The 23,473-nt window shown below is 39.1% G+C and carries 21 protein-coding genes; 12 read left to right on the top strand and 9 right to left on the bottom strand.

What is annotated here, in order from left to right; all coding sequences use genetic code 11:
* Nucleotides 1-96 precede the first annotated feature (96 nt).
* The 5 genes from ACO05G_RS18015 to ACO05G_RS17995 all read left to right on the top strand — a co-directional run bounded on the left by ACO05G_RS18015 (nucleotide 97) and on the right by ACO05G_RS17995 (nucleotide 7,629).
* Nucleotides 97-2,487: an efflux RND transporter permease subunit gene (locus tag ACO05G_RS18015; RefSeq protein WP_421763994.1), complete on the top strand. Its 2,391-nt coding sequence runs from the start codon at nucleotides 97-99 to the stop codon at nucleotides 2,485-2,487.
* Nucleotides 2,447-5,887 carry an isoleucine--tRNA ligase gene (gene ileS / locus ACO05G_RS18010; RefSeq protein WP_421763993.1) on the top strand — a complete coding sequence of 1,147 codons (3,441 nt, stop codon included), beginning with the start codon at nucleotides 2,447-2,449 and terminating at the stop codon, nucleotides 5,885-5,887. Before ACO05G_RS18015 ends, ileS begins: the two co-directional genes overlap by 41 nt.
* Nucleotides 5,884-6,507, top strand: a complete 624-nt coding sequence (locus ACO05G_RS18005; protein WP_421763992.1) for a lipoprotein signal peptidase — start codon at nucleotides 5,884-5,886, stop codon at nucleotides 6,505-6,507. Before ileS ends, ACO05G_RS18005 begins: the two co-directional genes overlap by 4 nt.
* Nucleotides 6,508-6,510: 3 nt before the next feature.
* A complete protein-coding gene (locus tag ACO05G_RS18000) occupies nucleotides 6,511-7,239 on the top strand; it encodes a DUF1835 domain-containing protein (protein ID WP_348283314.1) in 729 nt (242 codons plus the stop codon).
* A gap of 87 nt (nucleotides 7,240-7,326) precedes the next feature.
* Nucleotides 7,327-7,629 (top strand): hypothetical protein, encoded by a 303-nt coding sequence (locus ACO05G_RS17995; RefSeq protein ID WP_421763991.1) that lies wholly within the window; start codon nucleotides 7,327-7,329, stop codon nucleotides 7,627-7,629.
* Nucleotides 7,630-7,672: 43 nt separating this feature from the next.
* Here ACO05G_RS17995 and ACO05G_RS17990 read toward each other — a convergent pair whose 3' ends face one another.
* Nucleotides 7,673-9,283, bottom strand: coding sequence for a hypothetical protein (locus tag ACO05G_RS17990; RefSeq protein ID WP_421763990.1), 1,611 nt, complete (start codon nucleotides 9,281-9,283; stop codon nucleotides 7,673-7,675).
* Nucleotides 9,284-9,478: 195 nt separating this feature from the next.
* Nucleotides 9,479-10,255, bottom strand: coding sequence for a hypothetical protein (locus tag ACO05G_RS17985; RefSeq protein WP_421763989.1), 777 nt, complete (start codon nucleotides 10,253-10,255; stop codon nucleotides 9,479-9,481).
* A gap of 374 nt (nucleotides 10,256-10,629) precedes the next feature.
* Between ACO05G_RS17985 and ACO05G_RS17980 the strand changes: the two genes are divergently transcribed.
* Together ACO05G_RS17980 and ACO05G_RS17975 are read left to right on the top strand one after the other, a co-directional pair.
* Nucleotides 10,630-13,053, top strand: coding sequence for an ATP-binding protein (locus ACO05G_RS17980; RefSeq protein ID WP_420317028.1), 2,424 nt, complete (start codon nucleotides 10,630-10,632; stop codon nucleotides 13,051-13,053).
* Nucleotides 13,053-13,775 carry a LytR/AlgR family response regulator transcription factor gene (locus tag ACO05G_RS17975; RefSeq protein WP_421763988.1) on the top strand — a complete coding sequence of 241 codons (723 nt, stop codon included), beginning with the start codon at nucleotides 13,053-13,055 and terminating at the stop codon, nucleotides 13,773-13,775. The genes ACO05G_RS17980 and ACO05G_RS17975 overlap by 1 nt, the downstream gene beginning before the upstream one ends.
* Nucleotides 13,776-13,778: 3 nt before the next feature.
* Here the strand turns inward: ACO05G_RS17975 and ACO05G_RS17970 are convergent, their stop codons facing one another.
* Nucleotides 13,779-14,987, bottom strand: a complete 1,209-nt coding sequence (locus ACO05G_RS17970) for an alpha/beta fold hydrolase (RefSeq protein ID WP_421763987.1) — start codon at nucleotides 14,985-14,987, stop codon at nucleotides 13,779-13,781.
* A 79-nt stretch (nucleotides 14,988-15,066) separates the two neighbouring features.
* Between ACO05G_RS17970 and ACO05G_RS17965 the strand changes: the two genes are divergently transcribed.
* On the top strand, nucleotides 15,067-15,702 hold the full coding sequence (locus tag ACO05G_RS17965) for a DUF6134 family protein (protein WP_421763986.1): 636 nt from the start codon (nucleotides 15,067-15,069) through the stop codon (nucleotides 15,700-15,702).
* A 103-nt stretch (nucleotides 15,703-15,805) separates the two neighbouring features.
* A complete protein-coding gene (locus ACO05G_RS17960) occupies nucleotides 15,806-16,165 on the top strand; it encodes a LytR/AlgR family response regulator transcription factor (protein WP_421763985.1) in 360 nt (119 codons plus the stop codon).
* Here the strand turns inward: ACO05G_RS17960 and ftsY are convergent.
* From ftsY to ACO05G_RS17930, 6 genes are all read right to left on the bottom strand, one after another.
* Nucleotides 16,149-17,108, bottom strand: coding sequence for a signal recognition particle-docking protein FtsY (ftsY, locus tag ACO05G_RS17955; RefSeq protein WP_348283305.1), 960 nt, complete (start codon nucleotides 17,106-17,108; stop codon nucleotides 16,149-16,151). The genes ACO05G_RS17960 and ftsY overlap by 17 nt on opposite strands.
* A 92-nt stretch (nucleotides 17,109-17,200) precedes the next feature.
* Nucleotides 17,201-17,350, bottom strand: a complete 150-nt coding sequence (locus ACO05G_RS17950) for a DUF4295 family protein (protein WP_348279825.1) — start codon at nucleotides 17,348-17,350, stop codon at nucleotides 17,201-17,203.
* A 2-nt stretch (nucleotides 17,351-17,352) separates the two neighbouring features.
* Nucleotides 17,353-17,535, bottom strand: a complete 183-nt coding sequence (rpmG, locus tag ACO05G_RS17945) for a 50S ribosomal protein L33 (RefSeq protein ID WP_348283304.1) — start codon at nucleotides 17,533-17,535, stop codon at nucleotides 17,353-17,355.
* Nucleotides 17,536-17,637: 102 nt separating this feature from the next.
* The gene (locus ACO05G_RS17940; protein WP_421763984.1) at nucleotides 17,638-19,083 is read right to left on the bottom strand and encodes an aminopeptidase P N-terminal domain-containing protein; all 1,446 of its coding nucleotides are present in this window, start codon (nucleotides 19,081-19,083) and stop codon (nucleotides 17,638-17,640) included.
* A gap of 145 nt (nucleotides 19,084-19,228) precedes the next feature.
* A complete protein-coding gene (rpmB, locus tag ACO05G_RS17935) occupies nucleotides 19,229-19,468 on the bottom strand; it encodes a 50S ribosomal protein L28 (protein WP_421763983.1) in 240 nt (79 codons plus the stop codon).
* A 60-nt stretch (nucleotides 19,469-19,528) separates the two neighbouring features.
* On the bottom strand, nucleotides 19,529-19,750 hold the full coding sequence (locus ACO05G_RS17930) for a DUF5522 domain-containing protein (RefSeq protein WP_421763982.1): 222 nt from the start codon (nucleotides 19,748-19,750) through the stop codon (nucleotides 19,529-19,531).
* On the opposite strand from ACO05G_RS17930, the gene rocD reads away from it, so the two are divergent.
* The 3 genes from rocD (at nucleotide 19,732) to ACO05G_RS17915 (ending at nucleotide 23,419) form a co-directional block, all read left to right on the top strand.
* Nucleotides 19,732-21,003: an ornithine--oxo-acid transaminase gene (gene rocD, locus ACO05G_RS17925; protein WP_421763981.1), complete on the top strand. Its 1,272-nt coding sequence runs from the start codon at nucleotides 19,732-19,734 to the stop codon at nucleotides 21,001-21,003. The genes ACO05G_RS17930 and rocD overlap by 19 nt on opposite strands.
* Before the next feature lie 85 nt (nucleotides 21,004-21,088).
* Nucleotides 21,089-21,481 carry a hypothetical protein gene (locus ACO05G_RS17920; RefSeq protein WP_421763980.1) on the top strand — a complete coding sequence of 131 codons (393 nt, stop codon included), beginning with the start codon at nucleotides 21,089-21,091 and terminating at the stop codon, nucleotides 21,479-21,481.
* Between the two features lie 156 nt (nucleotides 21,482-21,637).
* The gene (locus ACO05G_RS17915) at nucleotides 21,638-23,419 is read left to right on the top strand and encodes a tetratricopeptide repeat protein (RefSeq protein WP_421763979.1); all 1,782 of its coding nucleotides are present in this window, start codon (nucleotides 21,638-21,640) and stop codon (nucleotides 23,417-23,419) included.
* The last annotated feature ends 54 nt before the right edge of the window (nucleotides 23,420-23,473 follow it).

Raw genomic sequence — 23,473 nt, 5'->3', positions numbered from 1 at the left:
CTAATATCAATTCCAAAATACCTGATGCCATAATCATAAACCCCTGAAAATCTTGCCCCTAAGCCTTATCTAATTACCTTTGCGCACTATTTTATTATGTGGTCTAAACTAGCTCATACAATCCTTCGGTTTCGCGTTACATTAATGGTCATTCTTGGCCTGGTAACGGTATTTATGGGATACCAGTCTCAAAACATTAAGTGGTCATATGACCTGGCTAATATTGTTCCTGAGAAGGATCCTGATATGGTCTATTTTAAACAGTTTAGAAGAACGTTTGGAGAAGACGGAAATATCATGGCCATTGGTGTGCAGGACAGTGCCATTTATGAATTAGCAACTTTCAAAAAGTTTAGAGATCTAACCCTCGAATTAGAAGCTCAGGAAGGAATTCGAAATGTACTTGGTCTCCCAAACCTTCAAAAACTTGAAAAGAATAATCAAAAAAGAGCATTCGAATTAAAGCCTGTTTTTGAAGGAATTCCAGATACACAAGAAGAACTTGACAGCCTTCTTCAAGGAGCTGCTAGCTTACAGTTTTATAGTGGCCAACTAATCAATTCGGAGAATGGAGCTACTCTAATTCTTATCACAATCAGAAAAGAAGTACTCAATTCCAAGAATCGGGATCAACTAGTAAATGGAATTATAGCCGCTGGTGAGCGATTTGAAATCGATACAGGAGTAGATGTTCACTTTGCCGGACTGCCATACTCAAGATCAATAACCACTGGTAAAGTAAAAGCAGAGTTGAATATGTTCCTGGTGCTATCACTGATCGTAACAGGCATCATACTCTTCCTTTTCTTCAGATCCTTTAAGGCAGTATTCTTTCCGCTAATTATCATAGGTGTTGTGGTAATCTGGGTGATGGGAACGCTCGCGCTATTGGAATATAAAATAACGCTCCTTACTGGACTCATCCCTCCAATAATTGTTGTAATAGGTATACCCAATAGCGTATATATGCTAAACAGGTATCACCATGAGTACAATGAGCATGGGGACCAGATGAAGGCCTTGAGCAGAATCATTCGTAAGATTGGTGTGGTCACGTTTATTACAAACCTGACCACTGCGGTAGGATTTTTCGTTTTAGCAACGACCCAAATCAATGTTTTGGTTGAGTTCGGCATTGTTGCCGGTATCAATATCATGGCGACCTTCATTGTTAGTATCATCCTGATACCCGGGGTATTTTCTCTCTACAAGCCGCCATCACAAAAGCACCTTAAACATCTTAAATTCAAGATGCTTGATTCAGTTATTAAGTGGTTGGATGAGATTGTACATAAATACCGACCAGCCATTTTTCTAGTTACAATAGCGGTAGCCACTGTATCGGCTTTTGGATTGGTAAAAATTCAGGCTGTTTCTTACATGGTGGATGATATACCTGAGAATAGTCCACTTAAAAAAGATCTTCACTTTTTTGAGAATAACTTCAGTGGCATCATGCCTATGGAGATAATCGTTGATACCGGAGCGAAGAAGGGAGTTCAGAATCTGAGAAACCTTAGAAAGATTGATGAATTTGAGAGATTCATTTCTTCCATTGACGGGATTTCTCAACCTGTTTCTGTGGTGAGTTTTGCTAAGGCAGCCAGACAGGCCTTTTACAACCAAAGTCCATCATTCTACTCTTTACCAACCAATCGTGACATGGCATTTATCATGCGATATTTAAGCGAGGGGGAGACAGAAGATTTGTCGCAATCATTTATTGATTCTACTGGAAGGTATGTTCGTGTCTCTTTAAAAATTGCTGATATTGGTTCCCACAGATTAGATTCTCTTGTTAATGGTGTGATTGCTCCAAAAATCGATTCAATATTCCTTGATTCGAAAATGGATGTAAACCTTACCGGGACCACCCTCATGTTTATCAAGGGCAACAAGTTTCTCATTGAGAATCTTCTCACTTCTATGATTATTGCGTTTTTCATAATCGCTCTGATCATGGCACTACTTTTCCGAAATGTGAAAATGATCATCATTTCAATTATACCGAATATTATACCGCTACTAATAACAGCAGGAATTATGGGATATTTTGGAATTCCATTAAAGCCAAGCACTGCATTGATTTTTAGCATCGTTTTCGGAATATCTGTGGATGATTCCATTCACTTTTTAGCTAAGTATCGGCAAGAGCTTTACGCCAGCAAATTCAATGTGTCGAAAGCCATAAGTAAAAGTATTCGAGAGACCGGATCTAGTATGATCTACACCTCCATTATTCTCTTTTTTGGGTTTATCATTTTTGTCCTTTCTGAATTCGGAGGGACTATTGCTTTGGGGAAACTAACTTCCATCACGCTGTTTTTTGCAATGATTACAAACGTGTTGGTCTTACCTGCACTCATTCTACAATTTGATAGTGGTAAAAGAGATAGCTCCAAACATCCGCTCATTGAAAACATTCCTGAGCTAGCTGAGGGAATCAATGAAGACGACAAGTCAAAAAAGAAAAAAAAGAAGAAGTAATAAGAACTATTGGACTGTGAAATATCCTGAATTTAAGAAAGTCAGCTATTCAAAAATCGCAACCGACATCCTGAATTTTTGGGAAGAAGAGAAGATTTTTGATAAGTCAGTAAGCACCAGAGAAGGGAAGGACACCTTTACCTTTTATGAGGGGCCTCCATCTGCAAATGGAACACCGGGTATTCACCATGTGATGGCGCGAACAGTAAAAGACATCTTCTGCAGATACAAAACCCTCCAAGGCTATCAGGTAAAAAGAAAAGGCGGCTGGGACACACATGGGCTACCCGTTGAATTGCAGGTTGAAAAGCAGCTTGGGATTACCAAAGATGACATTGGCAAGAAGATTTCTGTCGAAGAATATAACGCTAAATGCAGGGAAGCCGTAATGAAGTTCAAAGGCGAATGGGATGATCTCACTCGCCAAATGGGATATTGGGTGGATTTAGATAATCCATATGTCACATTCGAAAAGGAATACATAGAGTCAGTATGGAACCTCTTAAAAAGACTTTTTGATAAAGATCTTTTGTATAAAGGGTACACTGTTCAACCCTATTCACCTGCAGCTGGTACAGGGCTTAGTTCACACGAATTAAATCAACCTGGTACCTACAGGGATGTAAAGGACACCTCTATTGTTGCTCAGTTTAGAGTCAAAAAAGCAGATAAATCTTCTTTTCTATTTGATGAAGATACCGAAGATGTAAGGGTGCTGGCATGGACGACCACTCCTTGGACACTTCCTTCTAACTGTGCACTAGCAGTCGGTGAAAAGATCACTTACGTAAAAGTAAAGACCTATAATCAGTATTCGCATGAGCCTGTATCGGTGGTGCTGGCAAAGGATTTAGTGAACAAATTTTTCTCTGAAAAAGCAAAAGATGTTTCACTATCAGATTATAATCCAGGGGATAAGCTCATTCCTTTTGAAATCACACAAGAGTTTAAGGGGTCTGATATCCTTGAGGTAAAATATGAGCAACTAATGCCCTATGTTACCAACGAGGAATTAGAGGAAAAGGCATTTCGAATTATCCCGGGTGATTTCGTTTCCACTGAGGACGGAACAGGTGTGGTGCATACTGCTTCCGTGTTTGGCGCAGATGACTTTAGAGTCACACAGCAAGCGGGCGTACCTTCTATCATGGTGAAAGATGAAATGGGGCAGGATGTTCCGTTGGTAGATAAGCAAGGACGTTTTGTTAGTGAGGTAACCGACTTTGCCGGAAAGTTTGTCAAGGAGGAGTATTACAGTGATGAGGAGCGGGCTAATCCAGATTTTAAGCCAACCGATGTACTTATCGCAATAAAGCTTAAAGAAGACAATAAAGCATTCAAAGTAGAAAAATACGAGCACTCCTATCCACATTGTTGGAGAACAGATAAGCCGGTGCTCTACTATCCGTTGGACTCATGGTTTATCAAAACCACTGCATTGAAAGATCGTCTGGTTGACTTGAATAAGACGATCAACTGGAAACCGGCTTCCACAGGTACCGGACGTTTTGGAAACTGGCTGGAGAATTTGGTAGACTGGAACCTGAGTCGTTCACGTTTCTGGGGAACCCCGCTTCCTATTTGGGTGACGGAAGATCGTACCGAAATGAAGTGTATAGGAAGTATTGCGGAGCTGGAGAAGGAAGTGCATAAAGCTGCTGAAGCCGGATTCATGAGTGCTGATCTCCCTAAAGATTTTGATTTACACAGACCATTTGTAGATGATGTCTTTTTGGTAAGTGATTCAGGTCAAAAAATGACACGTGAATCAGATCTCATTGACGTTTGGTTTGATTCTGGTGCTATGCCCTATGCACAATGGCACTATCCTTTCGAAAACGAAGAAACTTATAAAGCGAATTACCCGGCAGATTTTATCGCCGAGGGTGTAGATCAAACGAGGGGTTGGTTTTTTACCCTACACGCAATCGCGGTATTACTAAATGATAGTGTTGCTTACAAAAACGTAATTGCTAACGGACTGGTGCTTGATAAGAACGGCAACAAAATGTCTAAAAGATTGGGTAACGCCATTAACCCTTTTGAGACACTCGATCAGTATGGAGCGGACCCTACTCGCTGGTATATGATTGCCAATGCCAACCCGTGGGACAATCTCAAGTTCGATTTAGACGGTGTTGCGGAGGTCCAAAGAAAATTCTTTGGTACACTCACAAATACTTATTCATTCTTTGCGCTATATGCAAATCTGGATGGTTTCCAAATGAATGAATCAGACCTTACTCTGGTAACCGATCGTCCAAGATTTGATAAATGGATACTTTCAGAACTTCAGATCCTAATCAAAGATGTGACCTCATTCTATGAAGATTATGAGCCAACTAAGGCAGCTCGTGCAATTCAAGAATTTGTAAACGACCAGTTATCAAATTGGTATGTTCGGTTGTCACGGAAACGATTTTGGAGAAGTGAACTGAATGATGACAAGAAAGCAGCCTATGAAACACTGCACGAGTGTCTAATGGTAACTGCTCAGCTAATGAGTCCTATTGCACCATTTTATTCTGAATGGTTGTATAAAAACCTAACGGATGGAATTAGGGATGCAAGCGTGAAAAATGACTCAATGTATAAATTTGAGTCCGTCCACCTGAGTCATCTTACTACATCAGATGATAATAAAATAGATGAAGCGTTGACTGAAAGCATGCATTATGCTCAAAGTATTTCATCACTTGTTCATTCATTGAGAAAGAAAGAAAAGATTAAAGTTCGCCAACCTCTTCAAAAGATATTGATTCCAATTCTTAGAGAAGAAGTAAAAGAGCGAATTGAAGCAGTCGAAGAATTAATCAAGACAGAAATCAATGTCAAAGAGATTGAGTATGTAGATGATGCATCCGGAATTTTGGTAAAGAACATTAAGCCAAATTTTCGAAAGCTTGGTCAAGCTTATGGTCCGAAAATGAAATCCATCTCCGGAATAATCAATGGATTTACGAAAGATGACATTGCTGCAATAGAACGAGATGGAGTTTATGAAATCGAAGTGGAGGGTGAAAGCATTAAGCTGACGCTTGAAGATGTTGAGATTACTTCTCAGGATATTCCGGGATGGCTGGTTGCCTCAGAGGGGGGTATGACTGTGGCGCTTGATATTACCATTTCTGATGAGTTAAGGAAGGAAGGGTTGAGCAGAGATATGGTTAATAGAATCCAAAACTTAAGAAAGGATAAGGGTCTGGAGGTTCAGGACAAAATTGCCGTTACTTACTCAACAGGCGATTCAATGATGAATGCGGCTATATCAGATTTTGCTGATTACATAAAAACAGAAACTCAGGCGTTATCTCTCGATGCATCTTCTATATCCAGTGGTGAAAAATTTGATATAGATGGCATTGTAGTCGACGTTCAAATTGAGGTAGCAAAAAAATGAAAAACCAGATTGTAAAATATTTTCTGATCAGTGTCCTGATCATACTCATCGACCAAGCGGTAAAGCTGCTTGTTTATTATAATATGGACATGGGCACGAAGGGCCAGATTTTAATTTTCGGTGATTGGTTTAAGCTGCATTACCTCACCAATCCGGGTATGGCATTCGGGATGAAGTTAAATTTTGAATATGGTAAACTTATTTTAACCGTTTTCAGAATTGGTGCCATGATAGCGATTGGATACTACCTATATACGCTGATTAAAAGCAGAGCAAATTCAGGATTTCTTGTCTGCATAGCGTTGATTCTGGGAGGAGCAATTGGAAATCTGGTTGACTCTATTTTCTATGGAATCTGGTTTGACAATGCTCCTTATGATGCTCCTTCTGCCTGGTTTCATGGTCAGGTTATTGACATGTTTTACATTGATATCTGGGAGGGCTACCTTCCGGATTGGATTCCGGGTCTAGGCGGTGATTACATGGCTTTATGGCCGGTATTCAATATTGCAGACGCAGCTATTTTCGTTGCAATCTGTTTTATTATTATTTTTCAGAAAAGGTATTTTAAGAAGGAAGAAGAAGTTAATACCAACGAATTCGAGACACAGCATTCATAAATTTTGAAAACCTATCACATTCTCAATGGTGATGCTTTAAAGCACCAGTTTCCGGAAGGTCAAATTTCGGGAGAGTTGATTGTGACCAGGGAATGCTTTGTAGAAGGACCTGTAAAGGCAAAAAATAAAGAAGAGTTTTTCCAAAAAAGAGCTGAATTCATAGCTGAGGCTTATGGAGATCACAACTATGAACAGGAGGTGATTCCTGAGCTTAGCAAAATATCTCAAATTAAAGATAGCAAGGTGGTCCTCTGGTTTGAGGAAGATCTGTTTTGTCAAATCAACCTTTGGTTCGTCTGTAGCCAGCTGTACATGAATGAGATAGATGTATCTCTCGTGTGTCCTGAAAATTCGCTGCAATACGGATTTGGTGGTTTCTCTAAAGATGAATTAGTAGCTGCCTATCAGCAAAGGAAAAGTTTATCTCAAATCAACGTCAATCAGTTTGCCATCCTTTGGTTTGCTTATCGGAATGATGACATAGAACGTCTGTTAAAATTAGCCGTTCAGCTTCATTCAGATTTTCCCTTCGTCATGAAAGCTATTGAGGCGCACTTTGATCGAATTCCAAAAGATGGAAAGCCTGGAAAGCCAGAACAATTGATTCGTGATATTATGGAAGAAAAATCCACCAAAGATTTTGCCACAGTATTTAAGGAATTTAACAAAAGAGCTTCCATTTATGGCTTTGGGGATTTACAGGTCAAGCGAATTTTTGATCGGATCAACTGATCTCTAAATAAGGGTTTTGCAATCATCTCTTGATTGCCATAGTTATTTCATCCTTTGTTTTTTTAAAAAAATTTTTACATTAGTCTCATGAACAATAAGCCTCGTATCCTCAAAGCTTTTGAAGCATTAGATACTGAAATTCAGGAGCAGATCAAATTAGCTTACCCTGAAGGTTTCAAGGACTATCTTATCAAGTTTGCGAATAAAGATGGAGAATATCAAAGCGGCCTTCCTTTTGAGACCGAAGAAAAATATTACCTCGTAAAAATGACCTCAGAAGAAGCCCGTATACTCATCGCTGAAGATGATGATTACGATGATGATGGAAACCTCAGGGATAATGTGAGGGAAGAGTTTGAGGATAAATATGATGAAGACGATGACTACTAATTAAAAAGGCAGCCACAGGCTGCCTTTTTTGATCCATAGCTGTCTATTCGCAGATGTTTGCTTCTAAAAATGCTATCGCTTCACTCATCATTAATTCAATATTCTCCACGCTGGAAATAGAAGTAGTGCTTACATCACAGCCTTCAAGTATCTTAATTACTTCATCCTCTATGTTTCTTTTGTAAACAATTACACTGTTGCCTGTCTTGTTGTCTACTAAAAAATACTCTTTAAAGTAGATTTTCGCATGATCATAGTTAACACCAGATATAATCCCCTGATACGTTCCTGCAGCTGCAATTCTTGCGTTGTTCGCAGTAGTTACTAGTCCCTCTCTATTTTCAATAGACTTTTCTACACTTTTTTGTGCTGCTTTTTCAGCTGCATTTTCTGCAACTTCTTCTGTTGTTTGTCTGATTACATCTTTAAGTACAAATGAAGCTCCTTTTCTTTCATGTGTAGGATAAGGATTTTGAAAATAGCTAAATCGTTCATTCGGATTTTCTACGCGGATATACATATCTTGAGCATTCACAAAGTGTTGCTCTTCTCCATCAATGTTTTGCATGTAATAAACAACTTTATGCTGTTTAGCTAAATATTCAAATACTACCTCGTTCTCATTCGCAAAGCGTACTCCAATTGGTCCAATGATGCCTTTTCCTTCTCCAAGTCCATGTTTTTTAGAGGAAACCAAGGCTTCTATTTTTTCCCCGTTTTCCAGGATTACATATCCCGGATAGAAGTTTTGGATGGGATCCTTGTAGTCGTTTTTGATTTCAGACAAATAATAATTAACCAATCCATAGTCTGTCACTTGGGATTGATCATAATTTGTTTTGTTTCCTTCAGGATCGCGAAAGCGTATTTCAGAAAGTACTCCATTGTAGACACTCAGAGCTATTTCTCCCGATCTTTGGTTTCCTGACTGATCCACAACATACCCTTTATGATAGTGTGTTATGACTTCTGTTCTTGAGGTAGACCTTTTAGTCAACTTAATCGAGTAGTAAGTACCCTCCGTTGATTTTTGTGCTGCTAGAACTTCCTCTATTGATATTTTTGGCTCTATAACCTTATTTGGATTTTCAATTTCTATGTAGGTGCCCTTCACATTCTTAAAGTGATGTTCTTCACCATTAATATTTTGCATGTAATAAGTCACCTTGTAACTGCTTGCAGGATATTCATAAATCTCATTGTTCTGTCCTGCGTACTTCACATTGACCGGGCCATTGGCTTTACTACCATCAGAAGTTCCAAGTGTTTGATTTACAGAAGCAACAAGTCCCTCCTTCCGTTTTCCCGAAGAAAAAATGATGTATCCGGGGTGGAAGTTTTTGATTGGATTTTTATAATCATTCTTTACTTCAGAAACTAAGGACCTGACAATATCAAATCCCTGAAGACTAGACCTGTTAAACTTGATTTTGCTTCCTGAGGGGCTTTTATAGCGCACTTCAACCGTATCCTCGTTAATTACTTTTAAAGCAATTTTTCCATCCATTCTTTGACCGGATGCCTCAATTATATGACCTTCAATATAGTTGGTGATAACAACACTCCTGCTTCCGCTTATAATTTGAGATTTGACTGTATACTGACTGAGACCGAAAAGTGGCATTAGCAAAAATAGGATCGTAAGCTTTTTCATAAGTAATAGTTTATGTCAGATGAATGATATTTTTCTATGCTGCGAGTACTGCAAGCAAAATCACAATGGTTAGAATTTTGATTAGTATTTTCATGTCGGAGTATCATTTTGCAGAAGTGATTATTAATAGCAGAAGGCAACACAGGAGTTGTAGCCTGCATCACCAACGGCTAACAATTTATCATTTAAATCAGGTTACTTTTTCTTCTCAGGATCTCTTTCTGTATAAAGAACCACTCCTTCAGTAAGCTCAGGATCTACCATCTCAATTCGGCCACTTGATATATGATCAATCAAAAGATTATCTATAACACCATGATCGATTCCTCCTGAAATAATGTTGTCTTTAGAATAGATAAAGCCAATTTGATTGGTTCCAGCTGGCACTTCAAACATAAATTTGAATGGACCACCTTCTCCCGAAATCCCATTTATAATTTCTCCATTAAGAGTCCATCTTAACCAATCGTAATTAGCCTCACTGGAAATAATTGCATCAAAAGACACGTATACTTCCGTTTCACTAACTACATCAATATAGATTTCGGTGTATTCGTTATGATTTAACGCCGTAGGCTGACCGCTATCCGGACTCCCAAGAGCAAGATTGGGTTTACTCTCGTTTACTCCAGGTGTAAAATCCATTTCATACCATAGCCAATTTGCATGGTCATCATCAGCTTGAATAATCCAGCTTGGGACATTATCCTGAAAATCTGCGAATAAAAAACCTGAACCCGTTCCTGGATCACCTTTATCGCCTTTGTCACCTGTATCACCCTTGTCGCCAGTATCGCCTTTGTCGCCTTTATTTCCCTTGTCTCCTTTATCTCCCTTGTCACCTTTAGGGCCTTCTGTTCCTTGAGTCCCTTGCTGTCCTTCCGGACCTTCCGGACCAACTAACTCCTCTGTGCATGAGAATACTCCCAAGCACAGCAGGATCATCATCGTTTTAATTACTTGTGTTTTCATAATGTTAGCAATAGTTTTTCTTGATTTTCCGCTAATGTATGAGCGTTATTCATTCGCATTTTGAAAATGGATGTGAACAAATACGACAGGGGTGTGAATGGCTTAAATTGTGTAGTGAACAACTTAGTGCTCACATCTTTTACGATAGTATAAAACAAAAAAGCAGCAAAGAGTGAATCCTTGCTGCCAATTGAAAAATGTTTAACCTAAATGATTAGAGGATTATAAGGCCCCATTCGCTTAGGTGCTACTAATGTATCGCCAGATGTTTCTGTAAAATTGAAACTTGTTGCGAATGGAATCGCTGATGCTGTGAATGGATATATTGATGAAGTGAATGAATTAATCTATCTTTCGGATTCGATTATTTTCGAATGACTCTTAGAAAACTCACCATACTTTTCTTGTGTTTTTGTGCATTATTCAGCGGGGCTCAGAACAATCAGCAACCATTAATTGATAGCCTGGAAAGCTACCGTCCGTTAGCCGAACCTGGTTGGGACGAACTGGATTTATGCCTTGGATTATATAGACTTTACCTTTTTGGTGGAAACGTGGAAAAAGCTGATGAACAGCTTGAACGTATTTATGAAATCGGTAGAGAGGAGAATATTCCCATAGCAGCGGCTTATGGTCGGATCATGGAAAATCTTCGCGCATATATCATAGAAAGCGATGACGACAAAGCAATCAGGATGTGTGAGGAAGCGATCGAAATTGCTAAGGATTTGGATCATAGTGAAGCGCTTGCTTACGCCAGATACCAGCTGGCTGAAAACTATTATTTCGAAAAGGGGGAACCTCAAAAAGCCATAGATATCATATTACTTTCTTTGGAGGAAGTAGACGATCGAGTAACCCTAAAAACAAAGGGGAACACACACAAAACCATTGGTCATGTCTATGGCCAAATCGGTAAATACGATGAAGGTATGAAGCATTTAAGTATTGCTTTAGAATACTTTAATGAATTGAACAATAATCCTCCTCTACATTCAAAAATTGGTAGGCGTAGTTCATTGGATGTTGCCTCTGAAATGCATATTACAAACACACTCAATTACATGGGTGATTTGTACGTAATGCAAGGAAAGATATTGGAGGCATTGGAATATAAAGTTGAGGGATTGGCCTTAATGGAAAAGATTCAAAACAAGGATATGATGGCCTGGATGTACTTTCAAATTGGAAAGCTATATGCTGAAATAGGTAGTTTGAATCTTGCTGTATCAAACTTTCAAAAAGCACGGATACTCTTTGAAGAATTGAACTTTCAGAAGGACATCCACCGTGTCAATGGAAGTATGATTCCGACGTTGGTTCGCATGAGCGAGTATCAGCTGGCTGAAGAACTTACAAATGATAATATTGACTTTTATATTGAAACCAGCGATACGGTATTTTTAGCATCATCTTATGTGCATGCCAGTGGAATATTTTTAATGTTAGAAGATTTTATACACCTCAACAAGGCAAAAAACTATTTGGATGCAGCTACCCCGTTGGTTGAAGTAATTTCAGATCCTAAAATAGAATCGCTTTATGCCAGAATGCAAGGAATGTATTCAAAAAGAAAGGGGGACCTTGAAAAAGCAAACACATATTTTAGACAGGCACTTGCTATTAGCACAGCATCAAATCAGCTTTTTAAGGCTCGGGTTACGTATGACATTGGTGACAATTTTTTACTCAGAAAAAACTATGATTCGGCCAAAATATATGCCACACAAGCGATGAATATGGCACAGGAACTAAAAGATCGCGACCTTTCAATGGATAGCTATAGGCTCCTTAGCAGAATTGGAGAAGCCTCTCGAGACTACTCTCAAGCTTATGACAACCACTTAAAGTTCTTCACTCTTTATGACAGTCTTTTTACTTCCACTGCACAAGCGAAGCTCAAAGAGGAGCAAGTTCGTCAGGGGATCTACAACTATCAACAAGATAAGGAGCTGGCTGAACAAAATGCTCAACTTTTGGAAGATAGAAATAACGTCTTTTTGATTGTTGGAGCGGTACTTATAGTCGTGCTTCTTTTTATGCTTTACCTATACATCAGTCTACGTAAAGTCAAAGCAAAAACACAATTGCAAAACCTTCAACTCACCCAGCTAAATCAAACAAAAGACAAATTTTTTGGCATCATTGCTCATGACCTAAGAAGTCCATTGATTGGATTACAGGGAGTGGGTGATCAGGTCGATTATTTTTTGAGAAAAGGAGATACAGATCGTCTGGAACAAGTCTCAAAAAGCATCAGTGACACCACCAAAAAACTGAACGAACTACTTGACAACCTTTTAAGCTGGGCGCTTCTTCAGAATGGTATGATCCCGTATGACCCTCAAAAAGTGGACATTAAACAAGCTGTGGAAATTACTTTTGACTTAATGAAACCATTGGCTGAACTGAAGGGAGTCGAACTTCAAAACCAAATACAATCAGAATCCTATGTTTATGCGGATGAAAAAGCTGTCCACACCATATTAAGGAATTTAATTTCCAACGCACTGAAATTTACAGAGTCCGGCGGAGCAGTTGTGGTAGATCTAGAGGAAAACGAGAATCAAGCTCGCATCTTAATCAACGATTCCGGCACGGGAATATCTGCAGAGCAGCTACCTGAAATCTTCGCGTTGGAGAATGAGAGTAAGCATGGTACACAAGGAGAAAAAGGAACTGGGCTAGGATTGATTTTATGCAAGGAATTGGTTGAACTTAATCGTGGCAATATCAGCGTAGAAAGTACGCTTGGTGAAGGTTCCACATTTGCCTTCAACCTTCCAAAAGCAGCATAATGGCAAAACTGGGAATATATATCGTTGAAGATGAATCGCTCTATGCCAATCAACTGGAAATGATGGTTGACGAGCTGGGCTATGAGTTGATGGGTATTACTGACAACAGTGATGCAGCAAAAAAGGAGCTCGAAGAGATGCAACCGGATTTAATATTGATGGATGTGAAAGTAAACGGATCCATGTCAGGAATCGATCTGGCAGCTTCATTGTCATTTAATGCCAATGTAATTTTCATAACCTCTTTTGAGGACGAAGCTACCTTCAACAGGGCAAAAGAAACCAAACCACATGCCTACATAACCAAGCCATTCGATTCGAAGAATTTACAACGAACAATCGAGTTGGTTGTCGGCAATTTGGATCAGGGATCAGAATGGCAAGAAGATAAAATTTTCGAAAAATCACTTTTCATTAAGAATCGCCAACATCTCGAGAAAATTGATATTGAAGACATTATCTATCTGGAAGTTGAAGACAGATACAGTACTGTATATACATCCTTTGGTAAAAAATATGTTCTCCGCATGAGCTTAGGAGATGTCCAGCAGAAGCTCCCTGAACGATATTTTATGCGAATTCATCGCAAGTACACAGTTAACCTGAAATCCATTAAAAGCATTAATGTTCAGGATAATATGATCTTAATTGGAGAAACAGAAATACCCATTAGCCGCTCCCATAAAGAAGAATTACTTCAAAAGTTGGAATGGCTGCAATAATTTTTATTTCACTTCCTCTGTCAAGATCTCAGGTTTTCCCTCTAGCGTTTTGTGAACAGGGCACCTATCCGCAATCTCAATTAAACGCTTTCTTTGCTCATCAGTTAAATCCCCGGTTAGCTTTATTTTCCGCTTAATCTGATCGATTTTACCCTTCGAACTTTCGCTGTTCTCGCCATCTTGTTTATGTACTTTATCATGTGTGAGCTTTACTTCAACCTCCTTCAAGTCTATCCCTTTATGATCGGCGTACATACGTAAAGTCATAGCGGTACAAGCCCCTAGTCCTGAAAGAAGATATCCATAAGGAGTCGGGCCATAATCGTCTCCCCCAACACTCGGTGGCTCATCTGCAATCAATTGATGTCTCCCAGAAATTATTTCAGTCGTATATCCTTTTTCACCAACCCTTGTCAAAACCTCGCCTTCGGGAGACTCTTCCTTAGCTGACACTTCAATATATCTGGATGCCCAGCCAGAGATAATAGAACCCGCATACTTTGCATCTTCTTCTTTTGACATTAAATGATCTGCTCCATCCAGAGAGACAAAACTTTTTGGGTGCATGGCCTCCATGTAAATCTCCTGAGCATTTTCAATTCCTACTATGTTGTCCTGTGGTGAATGAATGATCAATAATGACTTTCCTAAGTTTTTGATTACCCCGTTTCTTTCTTTGCTTTCCAGATCTTCTAAAAACTGCTTTTTCATTTTGAACGTCCTTCCTCCGATGTTTACATCTGCCTCTCCTTTCTCCTCCAGGTCCTTTCTCCCATTATCCAGCAGGTGAGTAACATGCTCAGGTGTAGAAGGAGCTCCTATAGTGGCTACTGCTCTCACGTTTGCTAACGCTCCGGAAACATGAAGCACCGCAGCACCGCCGAGAGAGTGCCCAACCATTATTTGTGGGGCTTCATAATATTCTTCCAGAAAAGTGTAAGCATCTTCTAGATCTGAAAGGTTGGACGAAAAGTTAGTATCAGAAAAATCTCCCTTGCTTTGGCCTAATCCAGTAAAATCAAATCGCAGTATCGCCATACCCTGTTGGGTAAAAGCATGACTGATATGATCCACGGATTTCAAATTCTTTGAGCAGGTAAAGCAATGTGCGAAGAGTACATAAGCTTTAGGTTTGCCAATTAAAGGAAAATCCAATCTTCCGGAAAGTTCCTGTCCATTTGTATTTTTGAAACTTACTTTTTTAAAACGCATGAGTTGGGTGTTTTTTAATCTAACTTGAGCGGAAACAATTTGAAACTATTTGTGTCTTTAAGCTAATGATTTCTATTCAGTGAAAAGAAACCTGATCATATTAATCTTCACAATTGTCAGCCAAGCAGCTCTTGGTCAAACCTTAAATTATGAGGTTATTAAGGGTAGCAAGAAGCTGGGAGATATGACTGTGAAGCGAAAACTTTCGCAAAACGAGGTTAAGTATGAGATCAATAGTAAGGTGACATTTAGAATTCTCTTCTCATTTACTGTCGACTATGAATCGACCAGCGAATATCAATATGGAAAGTTGATCAAAGAGTACACACATAATCAACTGAACGGATCCACACAGAAAAAATCCACAATATGGTTTGATGGTGAAAAATACACCTTGGACTTAGACGGTATACGGACAACAATGAAAGATCAGATTGACTACTCCGTTGCTACTGTATACTTCGAAGAACCTAAAGACCGACAAAAGGTATATTCACCTCAATTTGGCCAATATATGACTTTCAACTCAATTGGTGAGCATGTGTATGAACTCGAATCTCCCGACGGATTAAATATTTACACCTATACAAACGGAATTTGTACCGAGGTTAAAGTCAACCGTGATTTTGCAAAGTTTGCTTTCGTTATGACACCAGAATCATTGATTGCGGTAAAGACTAAGAAAATTGTTGGGGGATCTCAGGTAGTTGATTAAGCTTTTTTCACAAATAACCTCATTACACTTTACCAGAGAGGTTTCCTCCAAGCTGCTGGAAAATGCTTAAAAAAGTGAGGTATTTTAGCGGGAAAATCAATTTATGATCACCTGCATTGCCATTGACGATGATCCGCTATTTCTTCAATCACTCAAAGCTTATTTTTGGGAGTATGAGGATATGGATTTAATTGGTACCTATCAAAATCCAGTCGATGGGATCATGAAGGTGGTGAAGGATAAACCGGATGTGCTACTCTTAGACCTTGAAATGCCCTATCTGGATGGATTTGAGGCCTTGGACACACTAGACCGGAAGCCAAAAATTATCATGATTTCTGCACACTCCAATCAACCTGAAAAATCTCAACAAATCAAAATTGATAAATATATCAGGAAGATTCAGCTAAATAAAGAATTCTTGCGGAAAGCTATTAACGAGACAATTAAGACTGATTTTTAAAGAATGAATCCACAAATTCTGTCTTATTGAAGACCTGTAGATCTTCTACTTTCTCACCAACTCCGATATACTTTACCGGAATTTTAAACTGGTCTGAAATCCCAATGACCACACCGCCTTTTGCTGTTCCATCGAGTTTGGTCACGGCCAAGGATGTTACTTCTGTTGCTTTGGTAAATTCTTTAGCCTGAATAAAAGCGTTTTGTCCGGTACTACCATCAAGTACTAGCATGACATCATGAGGAGCTTCCGGGATAAACTTTTGAACTACGTTCTTGATCTTAGAAAGCTCATTCATCAGATTAACTTTCGTATGAAGCCTTCCTGCTGTATCGATGATGACTACATCCGCATTTTCTTCTTTGCCTCTCTTTGCAGCTTCAAAAGCAACTGCAGCCGGGTCTGTATTCATTCCTTTCGAGACTACCGGTACTCCAACCCGTTCCCCCCACATGATTAGTTGATCAACCGCAGCAGCACGAAACGTATCAGCAGCTCCTAAAATTACATTTTTACCTAATGACTTGAATTGTGCTGCAAGTTTCCCAATGGTGGTGGTTTTACCTACACCATTTACTCCAACAACTAAAATAACATAAGGGCCATCCACCTGTGGCAGATCAAAATCAACAAGATCTTTGGTATTGTTTTCCGAAAGGAGACCGGCGATTTCTTCACGAAGAATTCTATTTAACTCTGAAGTATTGAGGTACTTATCTTTCGCTACACGCTCTTCAATTCGATCGATGATTTTCACGGTAGTTTCAACACCAACATCTGAAGTAATCAAAACCTCCTCAAGTTCATCCAATACATCTGCATCTACGGTTGACTTTCCAACAACTGCTTTATTCAGTTTGGTAAAGAAGTTTTGTTTCGACTTTTCGAGCCCTTTATCAAGTGACTCCTTCTTGTCTTTTGAGAAAAAACTTTTTATCCCCATAATTGTATCGGATTAGATAAAGTAATGAATATAAAAAAAGCCACTCTGACGTGTTCGTCGGAGCGGCCTTCCATCTTCTAGGATTTAATTTCTTACTTAGCCAATGTGTCTTTCACATCACCTTCAAGAACCATTTCTTCTCGGTAACTGTAAGATCCATTGTCGCCTTTGATCGCTTTGATCACTTTAGCGTATTTCGCTCCACCTGGTTGCTTAAGAGTTGCTACTACTTTCTTTGCCATGGTTACTTAATTTCTTTGTGTACGGTATACTTTCTCATGATCGAGTTGTATTTCTTCAACTCTATCCGATCAGGAGTGTTTTTTCTGTTCTTCGTAGTGATGTACCGGCTTGTGCCTGGAAGACCACTATTTTTGTGCTCTGTGCACTCGAGAATTACTTGGACTCTATTTCCTTTCTTCGCCATTTTATTTTGTCTTTTCCAAAAAGGAGTGCAAATGTAGTAGAATTAGTTGATTTTAAAAACGTTAGTTCAGCTATTTTTCCTTAATTCCTCTACATTCAATTATTAATCTTTCCCAATTTCAGGAAGCACGAATGCATCCAGTGGGCTGGGTTCTTTCATCAATTTTTCTATTTCGTCACTTTTCCGCGGTGCAAGGTCTGATAAAAGCTCATAGCCATCTTCCGTAATCAGAATACAGTCCTCAATTCGAACGGCGATTCCCCACCACTTTTCATCACATTTCGCTCCTTCCGGAATATAGATACCCGGCTCAATGGTAATTGCCATTCCCGCTTCTAGGTATTCATAGTTTCCCTTATCATGTACATCCAAACCAATGTGGTGTCCTAAACCATGCGGGTAATAAAGATGTCTCTGCCCTGCGCTATCTATAATTCCCAGCTCAGCCAATCCTTCGTTTATGATCTTTCTGGCAATGGCAGCATCCAAATCTCTTCCGATGTTTACTCCAGGTTTAGCTGCTTTAATAGCTGCGTCTTGTGCTTTGTATACCAGATCATAAATCGTCCTTTCTTCCTCCGAAAATTCACCATCGACAGGTATTGTTCTTGTGACGTCTGCCGTGTAGCCATGATACTCTGCTCCTAAATCCATCAAGATCATTTTATCACTGCTTATTTCAGGCTTATAATTTTCTATGTAGTGCAGGATACACCCATTGTTACCTTCACCAACTATTGATGGGTATCCTTCATATTCCGCCTGGTACTTTTTGAAAATGAATTCATGAATGCCCTGAACTTCTCGTTCACTCATTCCCGGTTTCAATGCTTTCATTACTTCAGCCTGAGCTATACAAGAAATATCCACTGCTTTTCGAAGTAACTCGATCTCATCTTCCGTTTTGATACCTCTCAGATCTCTCATGATCTGGTCCAGGGTTTCCATATCTAAATTATTCGCCGCTGATTCGATGGTAAGGTCTCCCTCCGTTGGATAACCGGATTTTTGCTTAAATGAGGTGATCAAATCATATAGGTCTCCCTCCGCCCGGGTATCACGTACATCGTTAAAGAAGTCGTAGAAAAGCACTTTATCAAAAGCTGAAAAGTCAATATTATAAGCTTCAAACTCCGTGTTATTAAATACCTGATTGAAGGCGAGCTTCTCCTTTACACCTGTAATACCCATTCTTCTGCCCGTCCACATCTCTGCCATGGCATTGCGCGGCTGGATGAAGATAATCTCATTAAAATTTCCATCAGGTCCTTCCTGCTCCTCTTTGAAAATCATCAGAACAGCATGAGGTTCTTTATATCCAGTCAGATAATAGAAATTAGGATCCTGATGATAAATATAATCTACATCATTGGCTCTGTTTCTTACCGGGTTTGCAAAAAATACTGCAACTGAGTTATCAGGCATTTTTTCACGAACCAACGCTCGTCTTTCGGTATGAAATTCTTTTGTCAGAAAATCATCTGGTTCATTTTGAGCAGATACACTAATTGAAAGTCCGATCAGAAATAAGGTGAGAAGCTTTTTCATTATCATGTATTTGTTTGGGACGATAAATATAATACGTAAGCATGCGTCTCGTTCCATGTCAATCCAACCACTGGTGGAAATACTGGATAAAAGGCATAAAAAAACCCTGACGTAATGCCAGGGTTTGAATTTCTTTCTTGTCAACTTACTTGATCACCATGCCACTGGCTCTTGCTTTTTTAAGCACAGAAGTGATTCCGTTTTTGTTGATTGTTCTCAAGGCTGAAGTAGATACCTTCAATGTGATCCACGTATCCTCTTCAGGAATGTAGAAACGTTTCTTCTGAAGATTCGGATTAAACCTTCTTTTCGTTTTATTATTAGCGTGAGAAACGTTGTTTCCTACCTGTGGTCTCTTACCTGTTATATCGCAAACTTTTGACATCTTTCTATCCCGTTTTCAAAAATGGAGTGCAAATATCGGGATTTCAACCCAATATGCAAACTATTGTATAACATTTTCGTGTCCATAAGGGCAATGTTTGCACGCATTACCACAACAGTACCCCCTTTTTAGCAAATATTTTTCTGTAAGCACCATTTTTCCCTGGGAATTGATGTAGAAATCTTCTGGTTCTAAATGTGTTTTCAATTGTGGCTCAACGCTTAAATTGTTAATCTTGTGCTTCAGAATAAAATTGCAAAAATATGATAGAAAGTAAGACACTGACGAGCGAGGAATTAATAAAGTTGGAAGACATGCATGGTGCACATAACTATCATCCCTTACCAGTTGTTTTGGCGAAAGGAGATGGAGTGCATGTATGGGATGTAGAAGGAAGACAGTATTATGATTTTCTATCTGCATATTCTGCTGTCAATCAAGGACATTGCCATCCTGCGATCGTGGGTGCTATGACCAAGCAAGCTGAGACCTTAACATTAACTTCCAGGGCTTTTTATAATAATTCCTTAGGTCCATATGAGAAATTCATTACTGAATACTTTGGCTTTGATAAGGTGCTTCCGATGAATACAGGAGCAGAGGCTGTGGAGACTGCAATTAAACTATGTAGAAAGTGGGCCTATGAGAAGAAAGGGATTGATGAAAACAAGGCTCAAATAATTGTTTGTGATAACAACTTCCATGGCCGAACTACCACTATCGTATCTTTCTCTAACGATCCTGTGGCCAACAAAAATTTTGGACCATATACTCCAGGCTTTAATCGGATTCCTTATAACGACTTAAGTGAATTAGAAAGAGCACTTCAGGGTGAAAATGTAGCTGGATTCCTTGTTGAACCAATTCAGGGTGAAGCCGGGGTTATGGTTCCGGATGAAGGTTATATCAAGAAAGCGAAAGGATTATGCCAGAAGCATGGAGTCTTATTTATCGCCGATGAAGTTCAAACAGGAATTGGCAGAACAGGAGCTTTACTAAGAGTCTGTGGAGATTGTTCATGCGAAGGTCACTGCGAAAAGCAATCAACTTATACACAACCTGACATCTTGATCCTGGGAAAAGCACTTTCCGGAGGAGCTTATCCGGTATCAGCGGTATTAGCTGACAATGAAGTGATGGAGGTGATAAAGCCTGGTCAGCATGGATCTACTTTTGGTGGTAATCCTGTTGCTGGAGCAGTCGGAATAGCTGCATTGAGTGTTATCCGAGATGAAAAACTGACTCAGAATGCACGGAAGCTTGGGGATATTTTCAGAGACCGAATGAATCAATTGATTGAAAAGTCAGATTTGGTGACGCTAGTTCGCGGTAAAGGTCTACTTAATGCAATTGTTATTAATGACTCTGAGGATAGCTCAACTGCCTGGGATATTTGCATGAAGCTTAAAGAGAATGGCTTACTCGCCAAACCAACACACGGTAACATTATCAGATTTGCCCCTCCGTTGGTAATGATAGAGGAGCAACTGCACGATTGCTGTGACATTATTGAAAAGACGATAATGGAGTTTTGAGCACTATATACGTTAGATATCAATCAAACATTTGGTTGCCGTTTAACGTATACTCATAGTGTTGAACCCCACTAAATCCCATACTATGACATTGCAATTCTCGATTAAAGGCCTCTGGACAGGAGCAATTCAACTTGCTATCGTATTATTTTTGACCGTAGCAGTTCCCTTGGCATTCAGTTCACTCCCTGAGTTTTACCTATCAATCATATGGCTGTCAAGTTGGGCGCTTTCCATAATCTTTTTAGAAGGAGAAGAGAAATTATCGGCTCTAACCGCCGTATTAATAAATAGCATGGCAGCAATATTTTTGATGTCTGTTAGTCCGGCTAAAGGCATAATATTATTGATGGCATCCCTATCAATTCCTTTATTACATCAACTTCTTAGTAAAACCAACAATTCATCTATTGTGTATTTAATTGGACCTGCTACAGTCTTCACGCTGGTGTATTTTGCAGAACGCTTTTTTATCTGACCCTCATCAAAATAACTACGACTTAAAAAACCTGATTCTTTTACGAATCAGGTTTTTTGTTTTTCTATTAATTAAATCATCCATGGCTAGATTGATTTAAACGAAAAATAGTATCCACAACGCGGCTTAATCATCATAATTAAACAAATTAGTAGCATGAGATACCTAACCCTAATCATCCTACTTACTGCTTTAAATGCCTTTTCTCAGTCAAAGCTGTCAGAAGCATCACTTCAGCAAATCACTTCTTCATCAATGACATGTGATGAAAAATTAGATGCATTTCAAGCGCTCGATATTCTGAATGCCGTAAAATCAAATTTGAAAGCTGAGGCGTTACTTCAACTTGGCCTAACACATTATTGTCTTGGAAATTTTGAAAAAGCACTTACTAATTATCAGGAGTCGCTTGATTTGTTCAGTGAATTTGATTCAAAAGAAAAACCTGCTGAAATACTAAACCTGATCGGAACGCTTCAAAAAAAACAGGGAAATTTTGAACTCGCCAATAACTACTTCAATCAAGGGCTTGAATATGCGATCGCTAAAAATGATTCGCTTGGCATAGGCAATAGCCTTAATAATATTGGCGTCTTACTATTTCAGCAAGAAAAATTTAGCGAATCACTCGACTATTATCTGGAATCTACTGAAGTAAAATCTGCGATTAGTGACACAATAGGTCTTAGCTACAATTATGATAACCTGGGAATGGTTTACACCAGGTTGAATAAAATTGATAGTGCCAAGTATTACTTTAATCTGGCAGCCAAATACAAATTAATGATCGGAGATGAGGTGGGTTATGGTATTGTTAAGAACAATATTGGTGAAATGCTTTTAGAAGAAGGTCTTTATTCAGAAGCAGAAAACTACTTTAAAGAAGCTCTAGAAATTGCGCAGAAAACATCTTATACTGATTTTGAACAATACGTGCTTTCGATGATTTCAATTGTTCGCGAGCAACGCGGAGATTATAAAGCTGCGCTCAGCTTTTTCAAAGATCATACTCAACTTAAAGACAGCTTATTTAACGAACGCAAAAGCCAACAAGTCGCTGAACTTGAAACCAAATATCAAACGGAGAAGAAAGAACAAACCATCGTATTACAAGCTGCCGCTTTGCAAAGAAATCAAATTCTCTTAGTAGCAGCTGCAATGGCCCTGATATTGTTAATTACCATTGGCTTATTGTGGCGAAATCGGACTAAGAAAAAGCAGCAAATCATTCTTCAGGAGGCTAAGATAGCTACAAAAGAAGCTGAGTTGAGAGCAGCGATCGCTTCACAAGAAAAAGAACGCTCAAGATATGCCAGAGACCTTCATGATGGCTTTGGTCAGATGATTTCTATTTTAAATATGAATCTTCAAAACTTAAAGGATGGAGCAAAGCTCAATGAACGTCAAAAGGTTTTTGAAGAATCATCAAAAGTAATTGATGACATGTATGGGGAGCTAAAGAATATCTGCTTCGACCTAATGCCTCAAACGCTTATAAAAAATGGGTTGGAAAGTGGGCTAAGAGAGTTTGTAGATCGAATTAACGGTACTGGTAAGATTCATATTGAATTAAATGTTTTTGGCCTGGAAAATCGCCTTTCGGAACTACAAGAAATTTCCCTTTATCGCATTTCTCAGGAATGGATCAATAATATTCTCAAATATTCAGATGCTACTAAGGTCACCCTCCAAATCACTAAAGATGAGGAAGAAATAACTCTATTGATAGAGGACAATGGAACAGGATTCGATCGTGAACTCCTTCGTGACGGTAAGGGCAATGGATGGAAAAACCTAAACACTAGGGCAAACCTGATTAAGGGGTCGCTTGAATTGGAAACATACAAAGGAGTAAAAGGAAATACATTGATTCTTAATGCTCCCATATTGTCCATAGTTGAGGAAGAAGTAGAACAAAATACCATGGAGCTGGTATAGTATCCTTTCGCTTCCTTATCCTTCTTTGATGATCTAAAGCGTTGATTAAAGAGG

Source organism: Ekhidna sp. (assembly GCF_965227465.1).
In the GTDB taxonomy this organism is placed as follows: Bacteria; Bacteroidota; Bacteroidia; order Cytophagales; family Cyclobacteriaceae; genus Ekhidna.
The sequence above is the reverse complement of the archived record's forward strand: the minus strand, read 5'-3'. Positions and strand labels throughout refer to the sequence as shown.

Bases quoted from the DNA above. Each gene is read 5' to 3' on its own strand.
- rpmG (WP_348283304.1), bottom strand. From the start codon at position 17,535: ATGGCGAAGAAAGGAAATAGAGTCCAAGTAATTCTCGAGTGCACAGAG.
- ileS (WP_421763993.1), top strand. From the start codon at position 2,447: ATGAAGACGACAAGTCAAAAAAGAAAAAAAAGAAGAAGTAATAAGAAC.
- ACO05G_RS17990 (WP_421763990.1), bottom strand. From the start codon at position 9,283: ATGAAAAAGCTTACGATCCTATTTTTGCTAATGCCACTTTTCGGTCTC.
- ACO05G_RS17920 (WP_421763980.1), top strand. From the start codon at position 21,089: ATGACATTGCAATTCTCGATTAAAGGCCTCTGGACAGGAGCAATTCAA.
- rocD (WP_421763981.1), top strand. From the start codon at position 19,732: ATGATAGAAAGTAAGACACTGACGAGCGAGGAATTAATAAAGTTGGAA.
- ACO05G_RS17915 (WP_421763979.1), top strand. From the start codon at position 21,638: ATGAGATACCTAACCCTAATCATCCTACTTACTGCTTTAAATGCCTTT.
- ACO05G_RS17975 (WP_421763988.1), top strand. From the start codon at position 13,053: ATGGCAAAACTGGGAATATATATCGTTGAAGATGAATCGCTCTATGCC.
- ftsY (WP_348283305.1), bottom strand. From the start codon at position 17,108: ATGGGGATAAAAAGTTTTTTCTCAAAAGACAAGAAGGAGTCACTTGAT.
- ACO05G_RS17995 (WP_421763991.1), top strand. From the start codon at position 7,327: ATGAACAATAAGCCTCGTATCCTCAAAGCTTTTGAAGCATTAGATACT.
- ACO05G_RS17950 (WP_348279825.1), bottom strand. From the start codon at position 17,350: ATGGCAAAGAAAGTAGTAGCAACTCTTAAGCAACCAGGTGGAGCGAAA.
- ACO05G_RS17980 (WP_420317028.1), top strand. From the start codon at position 10,630: ATGACTCTTAGAAAACTCACCATACTTTTCTTGTGTTTTTGTGCATTA.
- ACO05G_RS18005 (WP_421763992.1), top strand. From the start codon at position 5,884: ATGAAAAACCAGATTGTAAAATATTTTCTGATCAGTGTCCTGATCATA.
- ACO05G_RS18015 (WP_421763994.1), top strand. From the start codon at position 97: ATGTGGTCTAAACTAGCTCATACAATCCTTCGGTTTCGCGTTACATTA.
- rpmB (WP_421763983.1), bottom strand. From the start codon at position 19,468: ATGTCAAAAGTTTGCGATATAACAGGTAAGAGACCACAGGTAGGAAAC.
- ACO05G_RS17985 (WP_421763989.1), bottom strand. From the start codon at position 10,255: ATGAAAACACAAGTAATTAAAACGATGATGATCCTGCTGTGCTTGGGA.
- ACO05G_RS17960 (WP_421763985.1), top strand. From the start codon at position 15,806: ATGATCACCTGCATTGCCATTGACGATGATCCGCTATTTCTTCAATCA.
- ACO05G_RS17970 (WP_421763987.1), bottom strand. From the start codon at position 14,987: ATGCGTTTTAAAAAAGTAAGTTTCAAAAATACAAATGGACAGGAACTT.
- ACO05G_RS17940 (WP_421763984.1), bottom strand. From the start codon at position 19,083: ATGAAAAAGCTTCTCACCTTATTTCTGATCGGACTTTCAATTAGTGTA.